23 protein-coding genes are annotated in these 24,216 nt (G+C 63.2%); 21 read left to right on the forward strand and 2 right to left on the reverse strand.

Features of this window, described 5'->3' with window-relative positions; all coding sequences use genetic code 11:
- The first annotated feature begins 41 nt into the window (after nt 1-41).
- The 21 genes from gmd to DKT77_RS00890 all read left to right on the forward strand — a co-directional run bounded on the left by gmd (nt 42) and on the right by DKT77_RS00890 (nt 21,697).
- Nucleotides 42-1,163, forward strand: coding sequence for a GDP-mannose 4,6-dehydratase (gene gmd, locus DKT77_RS00795; protein ID WP_109809839.1), 1,122 nt, complete (start codon nt 42-44; stop codon nt 1,161-1,163).
- 148 nt (nt 1,164-1,311) lie between these two features.
- Nucleotides 1,312-1,767, forward strand: coding sequence for a dTDP-4-dehydrorhamnose 3,5-epimerase family protein (locus DKT77_RS00800; RefSeq protein ID WP_238547591.1), 456 nt, complete (start codon nt 1,312-1,314; stop codon nt 1,765-1,767).
- A gap of 2 nt (nt 1,768-1,769) precedes the next feature.
- Nucleotides 1,770-2,561 carry a glycosyltransferase family 2 protein gene (locus DKT77_RS00805; RefSeq protein ID WP_109809841.1) on the forward strand — a complete coding sequence of 264 codons (792 nt, stop codon included), beginning with the start codon at nt 1,770-1,772 and terminating at the stop codon, nt 2,559-2,561.
- Nucleotides 2,562-2,563: 2 nt separating this feature from the next.
- Complete coding sequence (locus DKT77_RS00810; RefSeq protein ID WP_109809842.1) at nt 2,564-3,307, forward strand: acylneuraminate cytidylyltransferase family protein; 744 nt, start codon at nt 2,564-2,566, stop codon at nt 3,305-3,307.
- On the forward strand, nt 3,304-4,512 hold the full coding sequence (locus DKT77_RS00815; RefSeq protein ID WP_109809843.1) for an N-acetyl sugar amidotransferase: 1,209 nt from the start codon (nt 3,304-3,306) through the stop codon (nt 4,510-4,512). Before DKT77_RS00810 ends, DKT77_RS00815 begins: the two co-directional genes overlap by 4 nt.
- Nucleotides 4,513-5,130, forward strand: a complete 618-nt coding sequence (gene hisH, locus DKT77_RS00820; RefSeq protein WP_109809844.1) for an imidazole glycerol phosphate synthase subunit HisH — start codon at nt 4,513-4,515, stop codon at nt 5,128-5,130.
- On the forward strand, nt 5,131-5,904 hold the full coding sequence (gene hisF / locus DKT77_RS00825) for an imidazole glycerol phosphate synthase subunit HisF (RefSeq protein ID WP_109809845.1): 774 nt from the start codon (nt 5,131-5,133) through the stop codon (nt 5,902-5,904).
- On the forward strand, nt 5,901-6,578 hold the full coding sequence (locus tag DKT77_RS00830) for an LbetaH domain-containing protein (RefSeq protein ID WP_109809846.1): 678 nt from the start codon (nt 5,901-5,903) through the stop codon (nt 6,576-6,578). Before hisF ends, DKT77_RS00830 begins: the two co-directional genes overlap by 4 nt.
- 12 nt (nt 6,579-6,590) lie before the next feature.
- A complete protein-coding gene (locus DKT77_RS00835; protein WP_109809847.1) occupies nt 6,591-7,967 on the forward strand; it encodes a glutamate-1-semialdehyde 2,1-aminomutase in 1,377 nt (458 codons plus the stop codon).
- A 53-nt stretch (nt 7,968-8,020) separates the two neighbouring features.
- Nucleotides 8,021-8,830 (forward strand): SDR family oxidoreductase, encoded by an 810-nt coding sequence (locus DKT77_RS00840; RefSeq protein ID WP_109809848.1) that lies wholly within the window; start codon nt 8,021-8,023, stop codon nt 8,828-8,830.
- Between the two features lie 10 nt (nt 8,831-8,840).
- Nucleotides 8,841-10,073 carry a lipopolysaccharide biosynthesis protein gene (locus tag DKT77_RS00845; protein WP_109809849.1) on the forward strand — a complete coding sequence of 411 codons (1,233 nt, stop codon included), beginning with the start codon at nt 8,841-8,843 and terminating at the stop codon, nt 10,071-10,073.
- On the forward strand, nt 10,063-11,490 hold the full coding sequence (locus DKT77_RS00850; RefSeq protein WP_109809850.1) for a hypothetical protein: 1,428 nt from the start codon (nt 10,063-10,065) through the stop codon (nt 11,488-11,490). Before DKT77_RS00845 ends, DKT77_RS00850 begins: the two co-directional genes overlap by 11 nt.
- 45 nt (nt 11,491-11,535) lie before the next feature.
- The gene (locus tag DKT77_RS00855) at nt 11,536-12,642 is read left to right on the forward strand and encodes a phytanoyl-CoA dioxygenase family protein (RefSeq protein ID WP_109809851.1); all 1,107 of its coding nucleotides are present in this window, start codon (nt 11,536-11,538) and stop codon (nt 12,640-12,642) included.
- Between the two features lie 40 nt (nt 12,643-12,682).
- Nucleotides 12,683-13,987: a hypothetical protein gene (locus DKT77_RS20790; protein WP_238547592.1), complete on the forward strand. Its 1,305-nt coding sequence runs from the start codon at nt 12,683-12,685 to the stop codon at nt 13,985-13,987.
- Nucleotides 13,987-15,987, forward strand: a complete 2,001-nt coding sequence (locus DKT77_RS00860; protein ID WP_238547593.1) for an acyltransferase family protein — start codon at nt 13,987-13,989, stop codon at nt 15,985-15,987. Before DKT77_RS20790 ends, DKT77_RS00860 begins: the two co-directional genes overlap by 1 nt.
- Nucleotides 15,984-16,898: an NAD-dependent epimerase/dehydratase family protein gene (locus tag DKT77_RS00865; RefSeq protein ID WP_238547594.1), complete on the forward strand. Its 915-nt coding sequence runs from the start codon at nt 15,984-15,986 to the stop codon at nt 16,896-16,898. The genes DKT77_RS00860 and DKT77_RS00865 overlap by 4 nt, the downstream gene beginning before the upstream one ends.
- Before the next feature lie 2 nt (nt 16,899-16,900).
- Nucleotides 16,901-17,929 carry an N-acetylneuraminate synthase gene (gene neuB / locus DKT77_RS00870; protein WP_109809854.1) on the forward strand — a complete coding sequence of 343 codons (1,029 nt, stop codon included), beginning with the start codon at nt 16,901-16,903 and terminating at the stop codon, nt 17,927-17,929.
- A 4-nt stretch (nt 17,930-17,933) separates the two neighbouring features.
- Nucleotides 17,934-19,061 (forward strand): UDP-N-acetylglucosamine 2-epimerase, encoded by a 1,128-nt coding sequence (gene neuC / locus DKT77_RS00875; RefSeq protein WP_109809855.1) that lies wholly within the window; start codon nt 17,934-17,936, stop codon nt 19,059-19,061.
- Nucleotides 19,058-19,672, forward strand: a complete 615-nt coding sequence (locus tag DKT77_RS00880; protein WP_238547595.1) for a NeuD/PglB/VioB family sugar acetyltransferase — start codon at nt 19,058-19,060, stop codon at nt 19,670-19,672. The genes neuC and DKT77_RS00880 overlap by 4 nt, the downstream gene beginning before the upstream one ends.
- Complete coding sequence (locus DKT77_RS00885; RefSeq protein ID WP_109809857.1) at nt 19,669-21,129, forward strand: DegT/DnrJ/EryC1/StrS family aminotransferase; 1,461 nt, start codon at nt 19,669-19,671, stop codon at nt 21,127-21,129. Before DKT77_RS00880 ends, DKT77_RS00885 begins: the two co-directional genes overlap by 4 nt.
- Nucleotides 21,130-21,133: 4 nt before the next feature.
- A complete protein-coding gene (locus tag DKT77_RS00890; RefSeq protein WP_238547596.1) occupies nt 21,134-21,697 on the forward strand; it encodes a sugar transferase in 564 nt (187 codons plus the stop codon).
- A gap of 7 nt (nt 21,698-21,704) precedes the next feature.
- On the opposite strand, the gene DKT77_RS00895 is transcribed toward DKT77_RS00890, so the two are convergent.
- On the reverse strand, nt 21,705-22,796 hold the full coding sequence (locus DKT77_RS00895) for an alginate O-acetyltransferase AlgX-related protein (RefSeq protein ID WP_109809858.1): 1,092 nt from the start codon (nt 22,794-22,796) through the stop codon (nt 21,705-21,707).
- Nucleotides 22,771-24,177 (reverse strand): MBOAT family O-acyltransferase, encoded by a 1,407-nt coding sequence (locus DKT77_RS00900; protein WP_109809859.1) that lies wholly within the window; start codon nt 24,175-24,177, stop codon nt 22,771-22,773. Before DKT77_RS00900 ends, DKT77_RS00895 begins: the two co-directional genes overlap by 26 nt.
- Nucleotides 24,178-24,216 lie beyond the last annotated feature (39 nt).

The following is a 24,216-nucleotide window of genomic DNA, read 5'->3' on the forward strand; positions in this document are numbered from 1 at the left end:
GAGGCAATGCCGTCCGAAGGGGCAACAGAATTGGAGTCATCATGACCAAACGGGCGCTGATCACCGGGGTGACGGGACAGGACGGGTCGTACCTTGCCGAATTCCTTTTGGCCAAGGGCTACGAGGTTCACGGAATCAAGCGCCGGTCCTCGCTGTTCAACACGCAGCGGATCGACCACATCTACCAGGATCCGCACGAAAGCCACCAGCGGCTCAAACTGCATTACGGCGATCTGACCGACAGCTCCAATCTGACGCGCATCATTGAGCAGATCGAACCCGACGAGGTCTACAACCTTGGCGCACAGTCTCATGTCGCGGTAAGTTTCGAGGCGCCCGAATACACCGCCGATGTGGACGCGATCGGAACGCTTCGCCTGCTGGAGGCGATCCGCTTCATCGGGCTCGAACGCAAGACTCGATTCTATCAGGCGTCGACCTCGGAACTTTATGGCCTTGTGCAGGAAACCCCGCAAAGCGAAACGACGCCATTCCATCCGCGCAGCCCATATGCGGTGGCCAAGCTCTATGCATACTGGATCACGGTGAACTATCGTGAAGCCTATGGCATGCACGCCTCGAACGGCATCCTGTTCAACCACGAATCTCCCAGGCGCGGTGAGACCTTCGTGACCCGCAAGATCACGCGCGGCTTCTGCAACATCGCGCAGGGACTGGAGTCCTGCGTCTACCTTGGCAATATCGATGCGCTGCGCGACTGGGGCCATGCGAAGGATTTTGTGCGGATGCAGTGGATGATGCTGCAGCAGGACGAGCCAGAGGACTACGTGATCGCGACCGGCGTGCAGTATTCCGTGCGCGAATTCATCGACTGGACGACCCGCGCGCTGGGAATCACCCTGCGGTTCGAGGGCACCGGGACCGACGAGATCGGCATCGTTGAGAGCGTGACCGGCAGCGACGCGCCGGCGGTGAAGCCGGGCGACGTGATATTGCGCATAGACCCACGCTACTTCCGTCCTGCGGAGGTCGAGACGCTTTTGGGCGATCCGTCGAAGGCGCGCGAGAAACTGGGTTGGCAGCCCGAGATCACGGCACAGCAGATGTGCGCGGAAATGGTGGCGGAGGATCTGCGATCGGCCCGCCGCCATGCGCTGATCCGCGAACACGGTCTGGAATTGCCGGTCGCCATCGAGGGCTAGGCGGACGGGGCAGTCCGCCACGGGGCAGATCGTCCATTCGGCTTGCCACCCGAAGCCCTTGGCCATATCGGAGGGCCACGTGCAGACCTTGGAGCACATGAAGATGTCACAAACCCAAGCGCCCTTTGCCCGCCTTTTGGACGCGCCCGTGACGCTGGGGGACGAGCGCGGCAGGATCCGCATCCTCTACGAGCAGGGGAATGTCGTGCTCAAACGGTCGAGTTCTGTCCAAGGCGTCTTTCGCGGCCTGCACCGGCAGGCAGCCCCCTCCTTGCAGGAAAAGATCATCCGAGTCTTATCCGGGCGGATTTACGACTTCGTGACCGATCCCGACGATTCGGACGGCGTCATCTGGTATCGCGAGATCACACCGGAAACAGACTGGGTGCATATCAATGCGCGCTATGCTCATGGGTTCTACGCGCTGACCGATGTCGAATTCGAATACTTCTGCGACGGGCGCTATGACGAGGCCGCCGAAGAAAGCTACAACGTGGCGGACACCTTGCGTGACGCGCTGAACCTGGGTGCCATCCAGTTGTCCGCCAAGGACAGTGCAGGCATTCCGATGTCGCGTCCCGTCCGGCGCGCGGGGGACAATTGACCATGACCAGACTGACGCTTCTGACCGCCTGCTACAACAGCGCCGCCACGGTGGCCGACACGATCCGGTCTGTTAATCTTCAGGATTATCCGGACATTGAGCATATCATCATCGACGGCGCATCGCGCGACGACACGGTGGACATCTGCCGCGCGGAAGGCCGCCGCATCGAAAGCATCGTAAGCGAGCCGGACAAGGGAATTTACGACGCCTACAACAAGGGCCTGACCCATGCCACGGGAGAGGTCGTGGGCTTCATCAACTCGGACGACTACTATGCCTCGGCCTCTGTGGCCTCACGGGTGATGGAGGTGTTCGAAGACCCCGCCGTGGACGCCTGCCATGCAGATCTGGTTTATGTGAACCCTGAGCGGACGGATCAGATCGAACGCCACTGGCATTCCAAGCCAATCACCAAGTCCGCGCTGCGCAGTGGGTTCATTCCCGCGCATCCGACCGTGTTCCTGCGGCGCAGCGTCTATGACCGCGTCGGAAATTTCGATCTGTCCTACCGGCTTGCGGCGGACTACGAATTTTTGCTTCGCACGTTCTACACGCACGAGGTGACGTCGGTTTACGTCCCCGAGATCTGGGTCCGGATGCGGTCCGGCGGGGCGACGGGCGGCAATATGTCCTCCATCCTCAAACAGAACCGCGAGATCCGAGCCGCGCAGTCCAAGCACGGAATCAGCTGTTCCCCGATCAGGTTCTACGGTCTGAAGACCGCCGACCGGCTGATGCAGCGCGCGCGCGGTCGGTTCGTGAAGGCGCCCGACCTGATGGCAACGAGATAGCGATGATCGACGGCAAGCGCGTTCTGGCTCTGATCCCGGCCCGGGCCGGATCCAAGGGGTTGCCGGACAAGAACATCCGGCCCCTGCTGGGCAAGCCGCTGTTGGCCTGGCCGATCGAGGCCGCGCGCGGGTCCGCCCATGTGGACCGCGTGGTGCTGTCCACCGACTCGCCGCGTTATGCAGAGATCGGACAGGGCCACGGCGCCGAAGTCCCCTGCCTGCGTCCCGCCGAGCTGGCAACCGACACGGCTCCCAGTATCGCGTTCATCCTCCACATGCTCGATCACCTCGAGGCGGCTGGAGACCGGTTCGACATTTTGGTGTTGCTGGAGCCGACTTCGCCGATGACGGACAGCGGCGACATCGACGCGGCGCTTGCCGCGCTGGCGGCACAGCCCGCCATGTCGGCGGCGGTCGGGGTGACCGCGCTCGAAACACAACACCCGGCCTTCGCAGTGCGACGCGATTCGGCCACGGGGCGCATCTCGCCTCTGGGCGGCGGCGGGTTTGGGGCGCTTCCCAGACGGCAGGACCTGGATCCGGTCTTCGCGCTGGACGGAAGTTTCTACCTGTCCACGACAGAGGCAATTCGCCGCGAAGGCGGCTTTTGCCATGACGCCACGCTGGGAATTCAGACAGACCGCATCAAGGCACTGGAAGTCGATGACCTTGTCGATTTCCTTTGTATCGAGGCCATCATGAGACACCGGGCGGACCAAGCCCTGTCCGAAGGAGACACGCCATGAAGAGATGTACCCGCTGCCTGAACGTGGAGACCGTGGATACGCTGACCTTCGACGAGGACGGCGTCTGCAGCGTGTGTCGGCAGTCGGAATACAAGGCCGATGCGATCGATTGGGAGGACCGCCAGCGCCAGCTTGACGCCCTGATCGACGAATATGCCGGGAAGGGTGTCTACGACTGCATCGTGCCGTTCTCCGGCGGCAAGGACAGCGTGTTCCAGCTTTGGTACATCGTGCGCAAGCTGAAGCTGAAGCCGCTGGTCGTGCGCTTCAACCACTGGGGCTACCGGCCCAAGGTGGAAGAGAACAACACGATGGTTTTCAAAAAGCTCGGCGTCGACGTGATCGAGTTCCAGCCGTCCTTCCACGTGGTCCGCGAGTTGATGCTGGAAAGCTTCAAGCGCAGGGGCGATTTCTGCTGGCACTGCCATACCGGCATCTATGCCGGCGTCATGCACATGGCCGTGCGGTTCGAGGTGCCCCTGTTGTTTTGGGGTGAAAGCACCGCTGAATACCACAGCTGGTACACCTTTGAGGAGATGGAGGAAGTCGACGAGAAGCGGTTTAACCGCCTGATGAACCAGGGCATCACGGCCGACGACATGTACGAGTTCCTCGGTGGCCGGGTCGAGATGCGGGACCTGTGGATGTTCAGCTATCCGAAGCGCAAGGACCTGATGCGTCTCAAAGTGCGGTCAATCTGCCTTGGAAATTACATCCAGTGGGACACGCGCGCCAATGTGGAACTGATTGGCAAGGAACTGGACTGGTTCGGTCACGAGGTCGAAGGGGTGCCGCCGGAGTATCACTATGAGAAGGTCGAATGCACCTTCCAAGGCATGCGCGACTATTCGAAGTTCGTGAAGCGGGGCTACGGGCGGACCAATCACCTGATGTCGATCGATATCAGGCACGGCCGCAAGACCCGGGAGGAAGCGCTGCGCCTGGAGGCGCAGTATGACGGCAAACGCCCCGCGTCGATGGACTGGTTTCTCGAGATCCTCGGCATGACCGAGGACGAGTATTACGAATACCTGCGCCCTCTCGCGATCCATCCGTGGGAATTCGACCGCTCCAAGGTCGAGACTGGGCCGGTGCCTTACGACTTCGACAAATGGGACCGGACCGACCTGAGCGATGTTCCACTGGGTCCGGAGGACAAGACTTGGGGACGTGTGCGGACCGGGGAGAAGGCCGAGGACAAGTAGATGATCGTGATTGTCGATTATGGCATGGGCAACGTCCGTTCGCTGTCCAACGCCTTCGACTTCCTTGGCTATGACGCAGAGATCAGCCGCGATCCGGCCGACTTCGCGTCGGCGGACCGGATCGTGCTGCCGGGGGTGGGCGCGTTCGGCGACGCGATCGACCTGATCCGGTCACTCGGCCTTGAGGCGCCGCTTAACGAACAGGTCCTGCAAAACCGCAAGCCGGTGCTGGGCATCTGCCTCGGGATGCAACTGATGGCCGCCACGAGCCACGAACACGGCCACCACAGCGGCTTGGGCTGGTTCGATGCCGATGTCGTACCAATGGTCTCGACCCCAGATGCGAAGGTGCCGCAGGTCGGCTGGAACCGCCTCGACCCGGTCGGCGATGGATGGTTGTTCCGCGGTCTGCCCGCGAAGGGGAACGACGTTTATTTCGTCCATTCGTTCCATATGAAGTGCCGGAATGCGGCTGACGTGATCGCCACGACGCATCATGCGCAGACCGTGACCGCGGCGGTGGCCCGCGACCACATCGTTGCGACCCAGTTTCACCCCGAAAAAAGCCAGGACAACGGCTTGCAGATCCTGCAGAACTGGATGGAAAGGGACTTCTGAGTGCTCAAGAAGCGCATCATTCCCAAGTTCCTGATCCGCGACGGGCGGCTCGTGAAAGGGATCGAGTTCTTCGGGGGCTGGCGCGAGGCCGGCAACCCGGTATCCACCGCCAAGGTTTATGACAGCTATGGCGTGGACGAGATGATATTTCTCGATATCGATGCAACGCTGCAAGGCCGTCCGGCCAACGGGCGGATCATCGAAAGGGTATCCGAAGAGGTGTTCATGCCGCTGACCGTTGGCGGCGGGATCACGACTCTTGGCCAGATCGAGGACTTGCTGAAGTCCGGAGCCGACAAGGTCGCTATCAATTCCTCCGCGATCGCCGATCCGGGCTTTATCACGCGCGCTGCGTCGCGGTTCGGCGACCAGTGTATCGTGGTCGCCATCGATTATCGCAGCGGCCCGGACGGGGCGAAGGTGCACACCCGCTGCGGCACCGAACCGACGGATCTGGACGCGGTGGACTGGGCGCTTCGGATGGAAGACGCCCATGCGGGCGAGATCATGATGACCTCCATCGACCGGGACGGGACGATGGATGGCTACGATCTGGACATGATCGCGTCGCTGGCGAACCGGCTCGACAAGCCGCTGATCGCATCCAGCGGCGCGGGCACGCTGAAGCACTGCATGGACGCGCTGGATGCGGGCGCCTCGGCCATCACGATCTCGTCCATGTTCCTGTTCACAGACCAAAGCCCGATCAAGGTGCGCAGCTACCTGTCAACCAACGGGTGCAACGTCCGCTCGCAACACGGCAGCCGGTCATGACGGTGCCGCGGGATCTGCGCGCTTCGCTGGATCCGGACCAGCTTGCTGACTACGCCGCTGCACAGTGCAACACGCATTTCCCGGACCCGCAGCCAGTCACGGCGGAAGATCTTCGTGGTGCAGTGCCCTCGGCGCTGGCCCGGCTGGGCCATTGCTTCGCGCAGGTCGGCAACCGGTATTTCTTTGATGGCACCCAGTCAGTGTTCAGCCATCTGCATGGCGACCAGTATGCGATGTGGCTGTACATGCTGTCGAACGAACTGTTCCGCCAGCGGGGCGACACGCAGGTGTGCAGTAAGCTGTTCCTGCTCAACAAGGCGCTGCACGGCTGCGATATCTTCTACGAGGTGGCGCTGCCTGACGTATTCCTGCTGGTACATCCGCTGGGCACCGTGCTCGGTCGGGGCAGCTATCAGGACTATTTCGTCGCCTATCAGCGCTGCGGCATCGGCTCCAATCACGACGTCTATCCGCGCCTCGGCCGACACGTCACTCTGCGCCCCGGTGCCAGCGTTCTGGGGTCCAGTGTCGTGGGAGCGCACTGCCAGCTTGCCGCCGAAACGCTCGTGCTGGACGCGGAGATCCCCGACGGCACGCTCGTTATAGGCCGACCCGGCCATACCAGGATGAAACCCAACACCTCGCCCTTTCCGCTATGGCGCAACATCGCTTGAGGAGCCTTCGCCATGTCCCGCGACAAGACCGACAACCAGAGCCTGCGCCAACGCCTTCACGCGGTCATTCCTGGAGGAGCGCATACATATTCCCGCGGCGACGATCAGTTCCCTGCCTGCGCGCCTGCGTTGCTGGAACGGGGCGAAGGCGCCTATGTCTGGGACACTGACGGCAACCGGTATCTCGACTATGGCATGGCGCTGCGGTCGGTGACGCTGGGCTATGCCCACCCTGCGGTCAATGCAGCGGCCATAGCGGAGATCGGCAAGGGCGTCGGGCTGACGCGCGCGTCGATGACAGAACTGCACGCTGCCGAACGGCTAAACGATCTGATCCCGGCTGTCGAGATGGTCAAGTTCGCCAAGAACGGGTCCAACGTGACGACCGCCGCCGTCAAGATCGCGCGCGCCCACACGCGCCGCCGCTATGTGTGCGTGCCGCGCCAGCATCCGTTCTTCTCGTTCGACGACTGGTTCATCGGCGCGACCGCGATCAAGCGCGGTGTGCTGGCGGAACATGCCGAAACGACGCTGCTGTTCGATTACAACGATAGCGCTTCGCTCGAGGCGCTGTTCACAGCCTATCCCGACCAGATCGCGGCGGTCATGCTTGAACCGGCGACCCACCTGACCCCCTGCCCCGGCGACTGCCCGGTGACCTGGCCTCGCACAGCCTGCGCGGCCTGCCCGAACACGAGCGAGAATTTCCTGCAGAAGGTCCGGGCGCTGGCCCATGCCAACGGCGCGCTGTTCATCCTGGACGAGATGATCACCGGCTTTCGCTGGCACGTAAAGGGAGCGCAGCATTTCTTCGGCGTCACCCCGGACCTCGTGACCTTCGGGAAGGCAATGGCCAACGGGTTCCCGCTGGCCGCGGTCGGCGGCAAGGCGGAATACATGGAGGTCGGTGCGATCAACCGCCCCGGAATGGAACGCACGTTCCTGCTATCGTCCACGCATGGCGGGGAAATGCCGTCGCTGGGCGCGTTCCTGGCCGCGTCCCGTCTGTGCGAGGAAGAGGACGTGCCGACGCATCTTTGGGACTATGGCGCAGCGCTACGCGATGGACTGCGCGGTCTTGCGGCGGAACGGGGCATCGCTGAACACTTTGTGCTTGAAGGTCCAGCGGTCGCGCTGAACTATGTGACGCGGGATGCGGCGGGACAGCCAAGCCCGGTGATGCGCACGATATTCAGCCAGGAAATGCTGCGCAACGGCGTGATGATCCCGTGGATCTCCGTCTCGCTTGCGCATGGAGATCCGGAACTCGACCAAACGCTAACGGCCGCCGCGGCCGCGCTCGATACCTATGCCGCCGCCCTTGACGGCGATCCGGCCCGGTTCCTAGACGGTGACGCGGTAAAGCCCGTATTCCGCAAGGTCAACTAGGGCCGCTTATCCCGGGTTGGTCCGGCCGACCCGCGTCCACAGAGGAAAGACTCTTGACCGAATCGCGCCCAGGGCTGGATCTGTCCGGCAAGACCGTGATCGTGACCGGCGGCGCCGGGATTCTCGGCCGAAATTTCTGCCGCGGCTTTGCCGATGTCGGCGCAACTGTCGCCGTACTGGACCGCGATGCCGACATGACCGGCGCAGCCGCCGAGGAAATCGGCGGCACGTCCTTTGGCATCGCCTGCGACATCACCTCGCCAGAATCCGTCCGCGAGGCGATGGAAAGCGTGACGGGCCGGACCGGACGGCTTGATGTGCTGGTGAACAACGCGGCGTCCAAGTCGCGCGACGTGCGCGCGTTCTTCACTCCGTTCGAGGACTACGATCTCGACATCTGGCGTGACGTGATGGCAGTGAATGTTGACGGGATGTTCCTGATGTCTCAGGCAGCCGGGCGGCAGTTCCTTGCGCAGGGCGGTGGCGGGTCTGTGATCAACATCGCCTCGATCTACGGGTTGGTCGGACCGGACCCGCGGATCTACGAAGGGTCGGACTACCTCGGCGGGCCGATCAATACGCCCGCCGTCTACTCCGCGTCGAAGGCGGCAGTCGTGGGTTTGACGAAATGGCTCGCCACGCATTGGGGTCCTCGAGGCATCCGCGCCAACTGCCTTGTTCCCGGCGGTGTTGCAAGTGGGCAGAACGGCGTTTTCCAGCAGAACTATGCCAGCCGCACGCCAATGGAGCGAATGGCCGAAGCGCGCGAAATCGTCGGTCCCGCCGTTTTTCTGGCTTCCGATGAAGCGAGCTACATCACCGGGCAGGTCCTTGCCGCGGATGGTGGCTGGACGGCCTGGTAAGGCAGGCTGCATGTTCGTCGTCCTCTTCAAGTTCCTCGAAGTCGGCAGCCGCGCGGTTTTCGTGGTGTTCACGATCTATACGCTGGATGTGGCGCAGGCCGGCCAGTTCGGGCTTCTGGTCACACTCCAGGGGCTCGCGTCCTTTGCCATCGGCTACGAAAGGCACCTCGATCTTTTGCGCGGCATGGCAGGTCGACCTGCGGCAGAATTCGACCGCGGCGTCGCCGGGTCGCTCCTGCTGTTCGGCGTGAACTACCTGCTGGTGCTGCCCGTTTTCGTCGCCGCGCTTGCACTGATGGTCGAAGCTTCTCCGGCGGTCATCACGATGTGCCTCGTTATCGCCACCGCCGAGCAATTGATGAACCTTGCCTACCACATGGCGATGGTAGAACCGCGCTATCGCCCAATGCTGACCGTGACGGTGGTCAAGAACACCTGCATCGCGGGCGGTGTGCTGTTGGTGGCATTGTTCTGGCCGGAGCTGACGCTGACCAAGGTGATCGCGCTTTGGGCCGCCGGATCGCTGGCGGGGCTGGCGGTGATCGCCCGGATCTGGCTCCGTCTGCGCGTATGCACGCCATCGCAGGAGCCTTCACCGGGCCTTTTGGGCGAGCTAGCGCCGCAATACCGCGCATCGCGAACGCATTTCCTGCTGGGCCTGACGGCTGTGCTGACGCTGCAGGCCGACCGGCTGCTGGTGGGCGGTTTGCTCTCGCTCGAACAGGCGGGAGTGTTTTTCAGACACGTTATGCTTGTCTCGATGCTGTACCAGGTATTCAACATTGCGTTCTACAATCGCATCATGCCCAAGGTGTTCGTGCAGGGACGGGACGGAAGCCCGGCGCAACTGGCGCGGATCGTGCGGCGCGAATACCTGAACGTGCTTGTGTTCTGGGGGCTTGCTGCAACCTGCGGCGCGGCGCTTCTTTGGGCGACTGGAGGCGCGCTGGAACAACGATACCACCTCGAACAATCGTTTTTCCTCGGCCTCCTGGGCGTGTCCGCCATTCGCGCGCGGGCTGACCTGAACGGGCTGGTCTTCAACGCGCTGCATCGCGAAGGGTTCGTGTTCCGCGCGCAGATCCTGTCCTTCGCCATCGGCTTCCCATTTATGGTTGGCTTGACGATCTGGTTCGGCATTCCCGGCCTGATAGCGGCCACGGGACTGGGCGCAAGCGCCTACCTTCTGCTCACCCGGATCCGGCTGGCCCGCCTCATGACGGAGTATTCACATGTCAGATGATCGCAAGGGAACCGTGCTGATCTATTCGATCCACCGCACCGAACCATGGTTCCGTCACCTTGGCCAAAACATGGGGTTCGACCGCAGCTTCACGGTGTCGGACCTGCCCGGCGAGGGCGATTTCTGCGTGGTGGACGACTTCAAGGCGCATCAGGCCGCGTTCTACAGGGCCAGCGCCACCGCTTCGGATCTGCTTGACGAGGACGACCTCGCCGAGATCCGAGCCCGCTGCAGGGTGCTGCGGTTCCTCAGCGTGCGCCGCGCAGCGGCCATGACGCTTGCGATGGCAGAAGCCTTTCAGTCAGTACTGGATCGGACGCGGCCGGATGTCATCGTCAGTTTCCCTATAGACCGATATGTTTCGGATGTTCTTTCGATCATCGCCCGGCGCCGTGGCATCCCGTTCTACGAACTGACCGTGTCGGCGATCCCGGATATGTCGATGTTGATGCAGAAGGGCGTCCTGTGCAGGCACGGACCCGAACCCGACCCGGCAGAGGTCGACCGGCACGTGCAGGCGCTGGCAACGCCTCTCTTCACTCCTTCCTACGTACAGGGGGTCGCCAACTTCAACCAATTGCGATTCCTGAAGGTGTTCGGCTATTTCCGGCTGCGGGGCTTCGTTTTCTGGCTGATCTCGCTTTGGAAGGGGGACCGGCTGAACCTGCACTATCTCGATGCGCAAAGCTTTCTCGGACACAAGCCGACGCTGTCGGATCGCGTGATCACCCGGATGGTCGACTACGGCTGGCGCGAAAAGATCGACGCCTTCCCGAAGAAGCGCCGGGTCCTGTTCGGGCTTCAGCTGTTCCCGGAAGCCTCGATCGACTACTGGATCCACGATCTTGAATTGATTGAACACGAGGATCTGGTGGTCGAGGCCGCCGAGGCGTTTTCCGCGGCGGGCTACACCGTTCTGGTGAAAGACCACCCTCTGCAATTCGGGTTCCGGCAGACCGGCCTGATCCGCCGCCTTCTGGCGTTGCCGAACGTGGTGTTCCTGCCCTACGAGGTCAGCGGCATGGAAGCGCTTAGCCTGTGCGGCGTGAACTTCACCTGCACCGGCACGCTGGGGCTTCAGGCGGCGCTGGCAGGTGCGAAATCTGTCACCACGCGCAATTACTACACTACGGACGACGACTTCATCCTGCTGGAGAACCGCGCTCAGGTGCCTCGCCTGCCCGAGCTTGTGGAAGCGTTTCCCGAGGTCGAAGATCTGCCTTCGCGCCAGCGGCGGATCGTGGCCAACCTGCTCCGCGGCAGCTTTCCGTGCGACTTCTTCTCGTTCAAGGGGTTCGATCCCTCCAATCCGTCCGAAGGGGCCACGGCGCTTGGGCGAATTCTGGGACGCGAGGTCGCCAGCCTGAAGGAAATCAAGGCCGCCACGCTGAAACAGCGCCTTGATGATGCAGGTTGATCGGTGCTACCCACAAATCAAACCGCATAGCTTGATGGAGGTGGCATGAGTTCCTTGGACTTCGACGTTCTGGACAAGCCCTCGACCGTGACCCGCTTCGATCCCGCGCTGAAATGGTCGCGCGATCTTGTCGATTACAAGGCGCACCCGGCCTACGCCGCGTTTGTCGGGTCTGCCGGTGTCGGGCTCCGCGCCAAGGCCGCGCTGCAGTTCGTGCGCGGGATGCTGCCCCTCATGGTAAAACGGATCACCCGCTATTCCATGATCCCTGTTGAAACCCGCAAGCCGCGTTCGGTCGGGGAATGTCTGAAGCTGGCCGGAACCGCTGGCCGGAACGCGCTGGGGTTGCACAGCGGTGAGCGACTTGCGCGCCCCCGCACCGAGGTGTTCGAAACGCTTGACCGTGACGGCGTGTGCGTGGTGCAGGTCCGCGAGGACCTTTTCGCCGAGATCGAGATGCTGGCACGGCCGCATTTCGCACGCTTGGAAGACCGCCGCGCGAAGACTGCCGGTGACGACCGGGCCTTCGAAGAATCGCGCAGCAATGTAGACGCGCGCGAGCACGGCCAGCAGCTCTACGACGCGATCAACGACATTCTGGAGAAATCGGGCATCCTCGATGCGACCAGCCAGTACTTGGGCCGGGATGCGCGACTGATCGACGTGAACCCGCAGATCAACGATCCGAGCGACAGTTTCTGGCGCAGCATCTTCCCGGACATGAAGGGCATGAAACTGCCGGACTCCGCCTACTTTCACCGCGATGCGTCTGGCGGCGATCTCAAGGCGATCTTCTACATGACGGATGTCGGGCCGGAAAACGGTCCATTCTCGTACGTAGTTGGTTCCAACAGGCTGAACATGTCACGCGTCGATGACATGATCGCCGAGGCCAACGATCACAACGGTCTGTCCGGCACCGGACCGGATGCGCGCCGTCGCTTCGCTGCACTGCCGGGCAAGTTGCGACAGAAAGGGTCTTTCGGGAACGATCTGCCCGACGACAGCCGCCTTGCCGGAGAGATCCGGAAGGGCACATGGCAGATCACCGCTGGCAAGGGCTCTATCGTTCTGTTCGACACCAAGGGCGTGCATCGCGGCGGCATGGTGGAAAAGGGCGAACGCTACGTGATTACCACCGTCCTCGGTTGACCGGCCGACAGGCCACAGGCGCCAAGGCAGGGAGCGGCCAGTGAGGTTCCATCCAGCCCTTTTCATGCTGATCGTATGGGCTGGTGCCCTTAGCGCATTCCTTTTGCTGCCGTTCCAGCTGACTCACCGCAGCATATCGCTCGAAGGTGTTTTGCTGCTGATGGCGTTCCTTGCGATGTTCTGCCTCGGCGGGCTGCTGCGCACGGTTAAGGTCCCGCAGCGGCCAGTACAGCACCCGAGCGAGTTGGACACGTCGCGGGCCGACTTGGTGCTAAAGGCGGTGTGCCTTATCGCATGTCTGACGATGGGGCTGGAGGTTATCCGGGGTGGGGCTCTAAACCTCGGCTTCGCCTATTCGAGCCGGTCCGATCAGGCGCAGGCGATGCTGCACGGGGCGCTTTCTGAAAGTTCCTCGATCTTCAAGCTCGGCTTCATCTGCTACCCGGCCGGCTACGTCTTCCTCGTGCGCGAGTTGCTGCTGAAGTCCAAGCCGGACTGGACCAGCGTCGTGATCTTCGGTGTTCTGCCCGGCGTTTTCGCGGGGCTCGCAATGGGTGGGCGGGCGCCGCTGTTCAACACCATGGCCTATGGATTTCTCGCCTACCGCGCACGGCCGATCCTTTGGGGCCTGAAGCAACCCGAGCGGGCTTCGAAACCGCGCAGGATCCATCCGGCGGCCAAGGTACTTGCCGTGATGTTTGGGGTCCTTGCCTTCAACTACTTCATCAACGTCTTCATCATCCGGGCGGAGGTCGTGGGCGGGGCGGAATGGATGTTGCACATGACCGCAACCCAATGGGGGGTGACCTTCGCAGGGCCGCGCGCGGAGTTGATGATCGACATCCTGGGGCCGACGACCACCTACCTTGTGTTCGTGTTCACATGGTACCTCATTCAGGGCATCGTGATGTCGAATTCGCTTTTCACGACCTATGAAGGTGGTGCGCTGATGGGTGTCTATGGAATAGACATCCTGACCGCAGTGATCCGTCGCTTCGACCCAAGCGGCGTGGCGGATGCGTTCAACTACATGCTGGGACTGGATACCTACGGCTTCCTGCCGTCCGCCTTCGGCACGCTCTATGTCGACTACCTCTATGGAGGACTGTTCGTCGCCTTCGTCTGGGGCTGGCTGGCCACGGTCGTGTACCGCAACACGCGGTTGGGGCGTGACGCGCGGTGGTTCCTGTTCGCACCGTTCATTACGCTTGGGATCGTTTTCAGCCTGGTGAACACGCCGATCGGGTTCAGCAACGGGTTCATCACCCATTTCTGGCTGGTGGTCGCGTTCTTCCTGATCCGGCGCCGCCGGGTTTCGCGCGCTGGCGTAGCGGCCATCGCCTAGTGTCCGAACGTCCAAGATACCGGCCCGAGATCGACGGCCTGCGTGCGGTCGCCGTACTGTCGGTCATCGTTTTCCACGCGCATGAAGCCGCTCTGCCCGGCGGTTTCGCAGGGGTCGACATCTTCTTTGTCATCAGCGGCTACCTTATCACTTCGATACTCCGGCGTGAGATCGCCGATGGCTCCTTTTCGTTGCTCGGCTTCTACGACCGGCGGGTGCGGCGCATCTTCCCAGCGCTGTTCGTCGTCATCCTCGCCTGCCTGCCCTTCGCCTGGGCGCTGATGACACCGGACCAGTTGCAGGACTTTTCACAAAGCATCCTTGCGACCAGCGTGTTTCTGTCCAACGTCTACTTCTATCTGAAATCGGGGTATTTCGAACCCTCCTCGCACCTGCTGCCGCTTCTGCACACATGGTCGCTCGCGGTGGAGGAACAGTTCTACATCGTCTTTCCTCTGCTGTTCTTCGGACTGATGCGATGGGGGCCGCGCAGCGCCGGGCTCGTCATCGCGGGGCTTGCGGCATTGTCTTTCGGATTGACGTTGGTCTGGGGGCCAACCGCGCCGACAATGAACTTCTTCCTCCTGCCGACTCGCGGCTGGGAACTTCTGGCCGGGGCACTGCTTGCCATCGGTCAGCCCGCCGTGGATGCAGCGCTGGGTCGGCATCCCAAAGCGCGGCGCGTGCTCGAACTGGTCGGCGCGGTTGCGGTTGTGTCCGGTATCTTGTTCGTTGACCAGTCGAGCCTGTTTCCGGGTCCGGCGACCCTGCCAGTGGTGCTCGGGACGGTGTTGCTGATCGGCTGCACGACCGGGTCGAGCCTTGTCGGCCGGATCCTGGCCAGCGGTCCGGTCGTGGGGATTGGGCTGATCTCCTACAGTGCGTATCTGTGGCACCAGCCCCTTTTTACCTTCGCACGCTTGGCCTTGGGTAACCTTTCGGCAGCGGCAGTCGTGCTGCTTATCTGCGCGACACTGGGGCTGGCCTACCTCTCATGGCGCTTTGTCGAACAGCCTTTCCGCAGCCGGACCTGGATGGGCCAGGGCGCAGTGCTTCGTGCCGGGGCGCTGGCGATCGTGGCATTCTCGACGCTGGGTGTACTTGGCCACGTCTCGAAAGGCGCGCCGTGGCGCTTCGATGCCGACACGCGTGCTCTGGCGGCGACGGCGCAGGCCAGCCCGTTCCGGGATGACTGCCACACCGACGGGGCCGAATTCCGCGCGCCGGCGGATGCGTGCGTCTACGGGGACGGTCCCGCGACCTGGGCGGTTTTCGGCGACAGTCACGGGGTCGAACTTGCGCTGGCTCTGTCCGAGGCGCTTGCCCCATCGGGCGAAAGCGTGCGCCATCTTACCTTCAGCGGCTGCCCGCCAGCGCTTGGATTCAATGTCGCCAATCCCGGCTGCCATGACTGGGTGGAACTTGCCGTCAGCCAGATGGAAGGGGACCCGGTCCTTCAATCCGTCCTGATCGTGTATCGCCATGCCTTCTACCTGCACGGCGAACACGGCGCGCTGGCGAGCGACCCCGCCGCGCTGGCCTCGGGTGCGCCTATCTACCTGCGCCAACTGCCCCCGGACGCGGCGCGCACGGCCTACTGGACGGGGCTGGAGAAGGTCGTGAGGCGCCTGCAGGCGGCGGGAAAAACGGTCTTTCTGGCAACGGCGGTCCCGGAATTGCCCCTTCCGGTCGAACGGGTGCTTTATGACAGGCAGCGTCCGATCGCCGACCGGTCCAATGCGACCGGACCGGACCCCGCGTTTCTGAAGGCCCGATATGACGGCGTGAACGCAGGCCTTCGCATCATCGCCGCGGCCACCTCGGCGCAGATCGTGCCGCTGGAAGACGCGCTGTGCAGCGGCGGGGCATGCATCGCCACACGGGATGGCGTCTCCTTCTATTTCGACGACAACCACCTAAGCCTGCCCGGCGCGCGTCATGTAGTGGACGACCTCGTCGCGCGCGGTGTCCTTCCGATCGAGGCCCCGACATCACCATGACCATTCTCGTCACCGGCGCCGCCGGGTTTCTCGGACGGCAACTTGTTCCAGTCCTGCGGCGCGAGGCACGAGTCATCGCGGGTGTTCGCACCGGTACGGCCCCGGATGCCGACACGCTACCGCTTGGCGACCTGGCCGAAATGCCAGAACTGGGCAGCGCGCTTTCGGATGTGGACTGCGTTGTGCACTGCGCCGCGCGGGCGCATGTCCTGAACGATACGGAAACCGACCCCCTGCCGGTATTCATGCGGACCAACTGCGAGGCGACTCTGCACCTTGCCCGGCAAGCGGCGGCGGCAGGGGTGCGTCGCTTCGTGTTCATCTCGTCCATCGGTGTACATGGCAATAGCACAGGCGATGCGCCGTTCCGGGAGACAGACGCGCCGCGACCGCACGCGCCCTATGCCGTTTCCAAACTCGCCGCGGAGCAGGGACTCGCCGACGTCGCGCGGCAGACCGGGATGGAACTCGTGGTGATCCGCCCACCGCTGGTGATCGGCCCCGACCCTGTCGGCAACCTTGGTACGCTGGCGCGCCTGATCGCTCGCGGCTTTCCCCTGCCCTTCGCGTTGGCCACCCGGAACCGGCGTTCCCTCGTTTCCGGCGAGACGCTGTGCGACCTGATCCGGGTCTGCACCCGCCATCCGGCGGCCCCCGGCCGCCCGCTGCTGGTCGCGGATGAGCCGCCCATGAGCACGCGCGACATCCTCGAACGGTTGGCCACCGTGACCGGCCATCGGCTATGTCTTGTTCCGGTTCCGGTGCCGGTGCTTCGGGCCGGCTTGTCACTGGCGGGCAAACGCGAGATAGGGCATCAACTCTTCGGCGATCTCGAGGTCGACATCGCCGCCACGAAATCACGACTGGAGTGGGCGCCGCGCCGCAACGGCGCGCCCGCGCGCGAGGACTAAGAATGCACACCTTCATCATCGCCGAGGCCGGTGTGAACCACAATGGCCAGGATGATCTTGCACTCGCGCTGGTGGACGCGGCCGCCGAGGCCGGGGCGGATGCAGTGAAATTCCAGACCTTTTCGGCCGAGAAAGTGGTCCAGAAAGGCGCATCCAAGGCGGAATACCAGAAGGCCGCAACCGGAGGCGGCAGCCAGTTCGACATGCTCAAGAAACTTGAGATGAGCGTGGACCTACACCACCTGTTGTTGCAACGCTGCGCCGAGCACGGCATCGAACTGATGTCCACACCGTTCGACAACGACGCGGCGGATTTCCTTGTCGGCCTAGGGATGCGACGCATGAAGATCTCGTCTGGTGAGATCACTAACCTGGTGTTCCTGCGGCACCTCGCTGCCAAGGGCGTGCCGATCATCCTGTCCACTGGGATGGCCACGCTGGACGAAATCGCCGAAGCTGTGGACTGCCTGCGGGCCCATTGGGCTGGGTCGGGTGACATCGCCGAGAACCTGACCATCCTGCACTGCACCTCCAACTATCCGACCGCGCCGCAAGATGTTCATCTGAATGCGATGCGGACCATCGCCGAAGTGACCGGCTTGCCGGTCGGCTATTCGGACCACACGGTCGGCATCGCAGTCTGCACTGCCGCCGCGGCGCTTGGTGCGCGAGTGATCGAGAAGCATTTCACGCTTGATCGCACGATGCCAGGACCGGACCACAAGGCCTCCCTCGAACCGGGGGAGCTGAAGGCGATGGTCGAACAGGTGCGCGTGGTCGAGGCCGCGCTTGGAAGCGCCGCCAAGGGTCCGACCGCGTCCGAACGCGAAATGCGGGTTCTCGCGCGTCGCTCCGTTTCGGCGGCGTCCGATCTTGCACCCGGCACCGTTCTGTCGGCCCGCGACCTTGTGATGCTGCGGCCCGCAACCGGCATCGCCCCGCGCGATCACGACGCGCTGCTGGGGCGTGTGCTGAAACGTCCGCTTGCGGCGGGACAAGCCCTGCAATGGGACGATCTGGAACAGGTATGACCGGATGAGGTCTGTCCTATACGTCTCGGGCACGCGCGCTGACTTCGGGCTGATGCGGTCAAGCCTGCTTCAAATCGATGCGGCGGACGGTTTGTCCGTGAAGGTGCTGGCCACGGGCATGCATCTTGATCCAGCCTATGGCGAGACTTGGCGCGAAATTGCGGCAAGCGGGCTGGCCATCGCGGAGCGGGTGCCGGTCACGCTGCACCCGGCGACGGGGGCGACCATGGCCCGCGGCATAGGGACGATGATCGGCGGATTCGTGAACGCGATGACCGCAGACCGGCCCGACATCGTGCTGCTGCTGGGGGACCGCGGCGAAATGCTTGCGGCGGCCATCGCGGCGATCCACCTGAACATTCCGGTTGCCCATGTGCATGGCGGGGAACGCTCGGGTACGGTGGACGAACCGGTTCGCCACGCGATTTCCAAGCTCTCGCACATCCACTTCACCGCAACGCATGAGGCGCGCGATCGGCTTGTCCGGCTGGGCGAGCGTCCCGATTGCGTGCATGTGACCGGTGCGCCGGGCCTCGACGGACTGGCGCGGCATCCCGTGCGCGCTCGCGGCGAGGTTTTGGCTGAGTTCGGGCTGTCGCCTGTCCGCCCCGTGGCGCTGGTGCTGTTTCACCCAGTGTTACAGCAGTCGGGCGATTCCGCAGATCAGACGCGCGCTGTGCTGGACGGGCTGTCGCGCGCGAGCTGGCAAGGGGTCGCGCTGATGCCTAACGCAGATGACGGCAGCGACGCGATCCGCGCGGTATTCGAGGCCTCGGCGTCGGATGATCTGCGTTGCCTCGTACATCTGCCCCGCCCCCGCTTCATCGAGATAATGGCTGTGGCCGACGCAATGGTCGGCAATTCCAGCGCAGGCATAATCGAGGCGGCCAGCTTTGGGACGCCGGTGCTGAACCTGGGACCACGGCAGGCCCTGCGTCAGCGCAATGCCAATGTCATCGACCTGCCGGAAGACGCGAGCCGCATCGCGGCGGAGTTGCAGCGGCTGGTGACCGCGCCCCGCCCCGCTACCGTGAACGTCTATGGCGACGGCAACGCCGGAAGACGAATAGCGGAACTGTTGGCGGAGATCGACCTTAACCCCGACCTTTTGAACAAGGTATTGACCTATTGACCACGATCCTGATCGGAGCGGGCGGCCATGCCAAGGTCGTGTTCGAGGCGCTGCTGGCATCTGGCAATGACCGGGGCGCCATTTCGGTGCGTGCGGACCGCGCCCAGTCATTCATGGGGCTGGAGGTGCGGGCGCCCGAACTACCGTCCGACATGGACGGCTTGTGGTGCCACGTGGCGATCGGCAACGGCGCCGTCCGGATGCGCCTTCTGGCGTCGGCTGCGGCAGCCGGGGCGCGGATGCTCAGCGTGATTCATCCCAATGCGGCGGTATCCGAGAGCGCGCAGGTGGGGCCGGGCAGCTTTGTGGCCTGCGGTGCGATCGTAGCAGCGCAGGCGCGGGTGGGAACCGGGGCGATCATCAATCACGGCGCGATCGTGGACCATGACTGCGAGGTCGCCGATGGCACCCATGTCGCGCCCGCCGCTACATTGGGCGGCGGTGTCCGGGTCGGGCGCGACGTGCTGATCGGAGCCAACGCGACGATCCTGCCGCTTCTGGAGATTGGCGACGGGGCGGTCATAGGGGCAGGGTCGGTCGTCACGAAAGCCGTTCCGCCCGGGGCGTGCTGGATCGGAACCGCCCGTATCGACGAGGAGCATCTCCAATGAAGCCCGACTGCATCGCACCGGACACGACCCTGCGCGACGCGCTGGCGCGTCTCGACGCAACTGGGCGCGGGATTCTCGTCATCGTCTCGGGGGCGGGCGCGGCGCTGCGCACGGTGACCGACGGCGACCTGCGGCGCCTGATCCTGAAGGGAAGCTCGCTGGAAGACCCGGTCAGCTTGCTGCCTGACCGCGCACCGGTCACCGCGCCTGAAGGACTGTCGCGGGTAGCGGCGCTTGGCATCATGGACGAGCACCATGTCGATCATCTGCCTGTCGTCGATGCCGGGAACCGCGTGATCGAGATTCTCGATCGCAAGACGCTGTCCAAGCGTATATTCCTGTCCTCACCCCATATGGGCGAGTTGGAACGCGAATACGTGGACGAGGCCTTCCGGTCCAACTGGATCGCGCCGCTTGGCCCGAACGTGGACGCTTTCGAACGCGAGATGTGCGAGATGATCGGGATAAGGGCCGCCGCCGCGCTGTCGTCTGGGTCGGCCGCGCTACACCTTTCGATGCGCCTTCTGGGTGTCGGAGCCGGCGATTCCGTGTTCTGTTCGTCGCTGACCTTCGTCGCGAGTGCGGCACCAATCATTTATCAGGGCGCGGAGCCGGTATTCATCGATTCCGAACCCGAAACATGGAACATGTCGCCGATTGCGCTTGAACGTGCTCTTGACGCGGCGCGCGCCGAAGCGCGCCTGCCCAAGGCCATCATTGTCGTCAATCTCTACGGCCAAAGCGCCGACATGGACCCCATCCTCCAGATCGCCGACCACTACGGCGTCCCCGTAGTCGAAGACGCGGCGGAATCTCTCGGCGCCCTCTACAAGGGGCGGCCGAGCGGCACATTCGGGCGCCTCGGCGTGTTTTCGTTCAATGGAAACAAGATCATCACCACATCAGGCGGCGGGATGCTGGTGTCGGACGATCCCGATCTGATCGATCGTGCGTATTTTCTTTCCACCCAGGCCCGCGAACCGGCGGTCCACTACGAGCACAAGGAAATCGGCTATAACTACCGGATGAGCAACATCCTGGCCGGCGTTGGACGCGGGCAATTGTCGCTGCTGAAAGACCGGGTGGCGGCACGCCGCGCGATTTTCGAAACCTACCGCAGCGCGCTAGCCGAGTTGCCCGGCATCTCGTGGATGCCGGAACCGGAGTGGAGCTTTTCAAACCGCTGGCTGACGGCGTGCACCATCGACCCGGACGTGGCCGGGATCGACAACCGCAGCATCCTAAAGAGGCTGGCAGACGAGATGATCGAGGCGCGCCCGATCTGGAAGCCGCTTCACCTGCAGCCCGTGTTCGAAGGGTGCCGCTACTACCGGCACGGCAACGAGAGCGTGGCGGACCGCCTGTATGAATTCGGGCTCTGCCTTCCGTCGGGGTCCAACATGTCCCCGGCAGACATCGCCCGGATCACGGATAAGATCTGTTCCTGCGTGGGATGACCCGATGCTGAAACGCCTGTTCGACATTGTCCTCGGTCTTGTGGCCGCGATCGTCTTTTTCATCCCGTGCGTGATCGTCGCGGTTCTGGTAAAGGTGACCTCGCCTGGCCCCGTGCTTTTCTGGTCGGACCGGGTGGGCCGGGACAATCGAATTTTCCGAATGCCCAAGTTCCGGAGCATGCGCAACGACACGCCGAACGTGGCGACGCATCTGCTGACGCAACCAGAAAGCTACATCACGCCGCTTGGCCGTTTTATCCGGAAGACCAGCCTCGACGAGTTGCCGCAGATCTGGTCGATCCTCGTCGGAGAGATGAGCATTGTCGGACCGCGCCCCGCGCTGTTCAACCAGGACGACCTTATCGCGCTGCGCACCGAAACGGGCGTGCACCGGCTGCGCCCCGGGCTGACCGGACTGGCGCAAGTGAAGGGGCGCGACAACCTGAGCGTGCCGGAAAAGGTGGTTTTGGATGCCGAATACCTCAGGACGCAAAGCTTGGCGCTCGACGTGAAGATCCTGTTCTGGACGATCCGGACGATCTTCTCCCGGGGCGACATCAGCCACTGATAGCCAATCAGTCGCTGCCTTCGGGATACTGCGGCAGCAGCCCGCCGCCTGCAGCGGGCAGTAACGGGGCCAACCTGCGCGTGAATATCGCCGCCCCAGCCGCGGTCAGGTGGCGGTTGTCGGCGAACCATTCGGTTCGCTGATCGTCCGCCCCGGTGTCCCAGACCGCCGACAATGGGATCACGGTCGCCCCCGCCGCTTCGAGGGTCTGCGTCGCCCTGGCGATCGCCTGCGTCAAATCCACCTGCTGTGCGAGACCGGCGGCAATCATCCGGGCAGCAAGTTCGGCCCGGTATCGGGCAACCAGTGGTATGCCCACCACGACGACAAGCTCTATCCCTTCGGCAGCAGCCAAGTCTGCGATGCGCCCGAGTTCGGCGCTGGTCCGCTCCAAGATCATCGGATCCGCCCGAACGGACCCGATGATGATCGGAGTAACGAAATCGGCTACCTCCCGAGCATGCTCCGGGACCGCCGGATCAGGCACCTTGTTAAACTCGAACCGCGCGAAGGGCGATCGGTCCGGAACCTCGATGCGCCCGGGTACAGGCAAGAGATGGCGGATCAGGGCTGTCGGCGGTATGCCTCTTGGCGGCAGGAACAAGGCTTCCAGCCAGCCCGCGCGGTCCCCGTCTATCGGCAGGAATGGCGCAAGAACCGAAAGAAGGCCGTGGGCGGCGTCGCGGCTGGCCGGGTTCAGCATACGCCAATCGTCGCGCGCCCCGTTATCCTGATACATCTGGTAAGGATCCAGCATTATGAAGGCGTAGGCGGGCGCGGCGCCCGCTTTCACGATCTGTTCGAACAGCGCGGCGGTTTCGAACAAGTCTGCGACGGGCAGCCATAGCGGTACATTACGCAGCCCGAGCAAATCATGTCGTACATCGACGTTGTAGGACGCGCCCAGCGAAACCGAATCGTGCTCGAGTGTTCCGATCCGGCGGACTGCCTCAAGCCGCGTGGGCATGATGGGAATGACGGCGTCTCGGGTCAGCCATGCACTGCCTTTCAGCAGGCTCAACAGAAGAACCGTGAAAACCACGGCGCGCAGCGGTGAAAACCGCCCCGAAGCCTCAGAACTGGAAATAGATGAAGGCATCGCCCGCTCCTTGCGGTTGGGACAACAGGACCAGAAGCCCGATCAGACCAAGATAGAGTGACCAGCGTGGAACGAGGCCCCTCGGCAGGTCCGTCAGGATGTTCGGTGCAAAACGCTGCGCCATCCACACGCCGGTCGCGAATGCGGCTATGGCAAGATCGAGCTTGTGAGGAATCGAGGCGTTCAGAAGATCTTCGAGCCGTAGGTCCAGCAACTGGCGATACACAAACCCGGCATGGAACAGCGACGGCGACAGAAAAAGGGTGCAGAATACCGCGCCAAGGAATGCCGTGCGCGCGATCCGCAGCGCCTGCCAGACGGGTCCGGAGGGCAAGGTCCAGCCCTGCCGGACGCAAATCGTTTCAAGTACTGCGACCGTGCCATGCAGTGCGCCAAACAGGATGAACGTCACGTTCGCGCCGTGCCACAGCCCGACCACGATGAAGGTCACGAACGTCGCGGCATAGCGACCCGCGCGGGAGGTCATGAGACCCGCCAGAGGTGCGTGCAAGTAGTCGAAGATCCACTTTGTCAGGGTCATGTGCCAGCGCTGCCAGAAGTCGCGGATCGACGACGCCAGCATGGGAGATCGGAAATTTCGCGATAGCTCGATCCCGATCAGGCGCGACGAGCCGCGGGCAAGATCCGTGTACCCGGAAAAATCCGCGTAGATGTAGAATAACGACAGACTTGTGGCGATCAGCAGGCTGACCGGGTTCGCGGGGGCGCCGCCTTCATAGACCTCAGCGAAGAAGGGTGTCAGGCTCGACACGATCACCAGTTTCTTGAGCAGACCCGAAAGGATCAGAAGGCCGCCACTTCTGACCCGGGTCCAGTCGAAGGGCCGCTGCGCGCGCAACTGGGGCAGCAGGTCCCGCGCCCGTTCGATCGGCCCCGCGATCAGCTGCGGAAAATAGGCGACGTACAGGAAGAAGTAACCAGGGTGCTTTTCGGGCACCTGCTTTCCCCGGAACACGTCGATCGTGTAGCCCATCGATTGCAGGGTGAAGAAGGAGATGCCGATGGGCAGGATCATTGCATCCATCGTAGTGACGAAACCGCCACCGGTCAGGTAGTCGAACCCGTCGACGAGAAGCACGCGATACTTGAAATAGGCCAGGAGCCCGAGGTTGCCGGTGATGCTGGCCATCAGGAACGCCCGCCTCACCGCCTGTCGGCGCGAATGGAAGATCGCAAGCCCGCAGACATAGTCCAGACCGCCGGACGCCATAAGCAGCCACACAAGCCCGAACTGCGACGTGGCATAGAACACGTAGCTTGCGGTGACGAGAACGATCCACCGGGTCCAGACCGGCAGCACTAGGTAGGCCGCGAAGACGAGGGCAAGCAGAGCGGCATATTCGAAGGAATGGAAGAGCATCTGGGTCTTGTCGGCGCTGGGGCTGCTAAAAACTCGCTG

This window comes from Meridianimarinicoccus roseus (genome assembly GCF_003172915.1).
Lineage (GTDB): Bacteria > Pseudomonadota > Alphaproteobacteria > Rhodobacterales > Rhodobacteraceae > Meridianimarinicoccus > Meridianimarinicoccus roseus.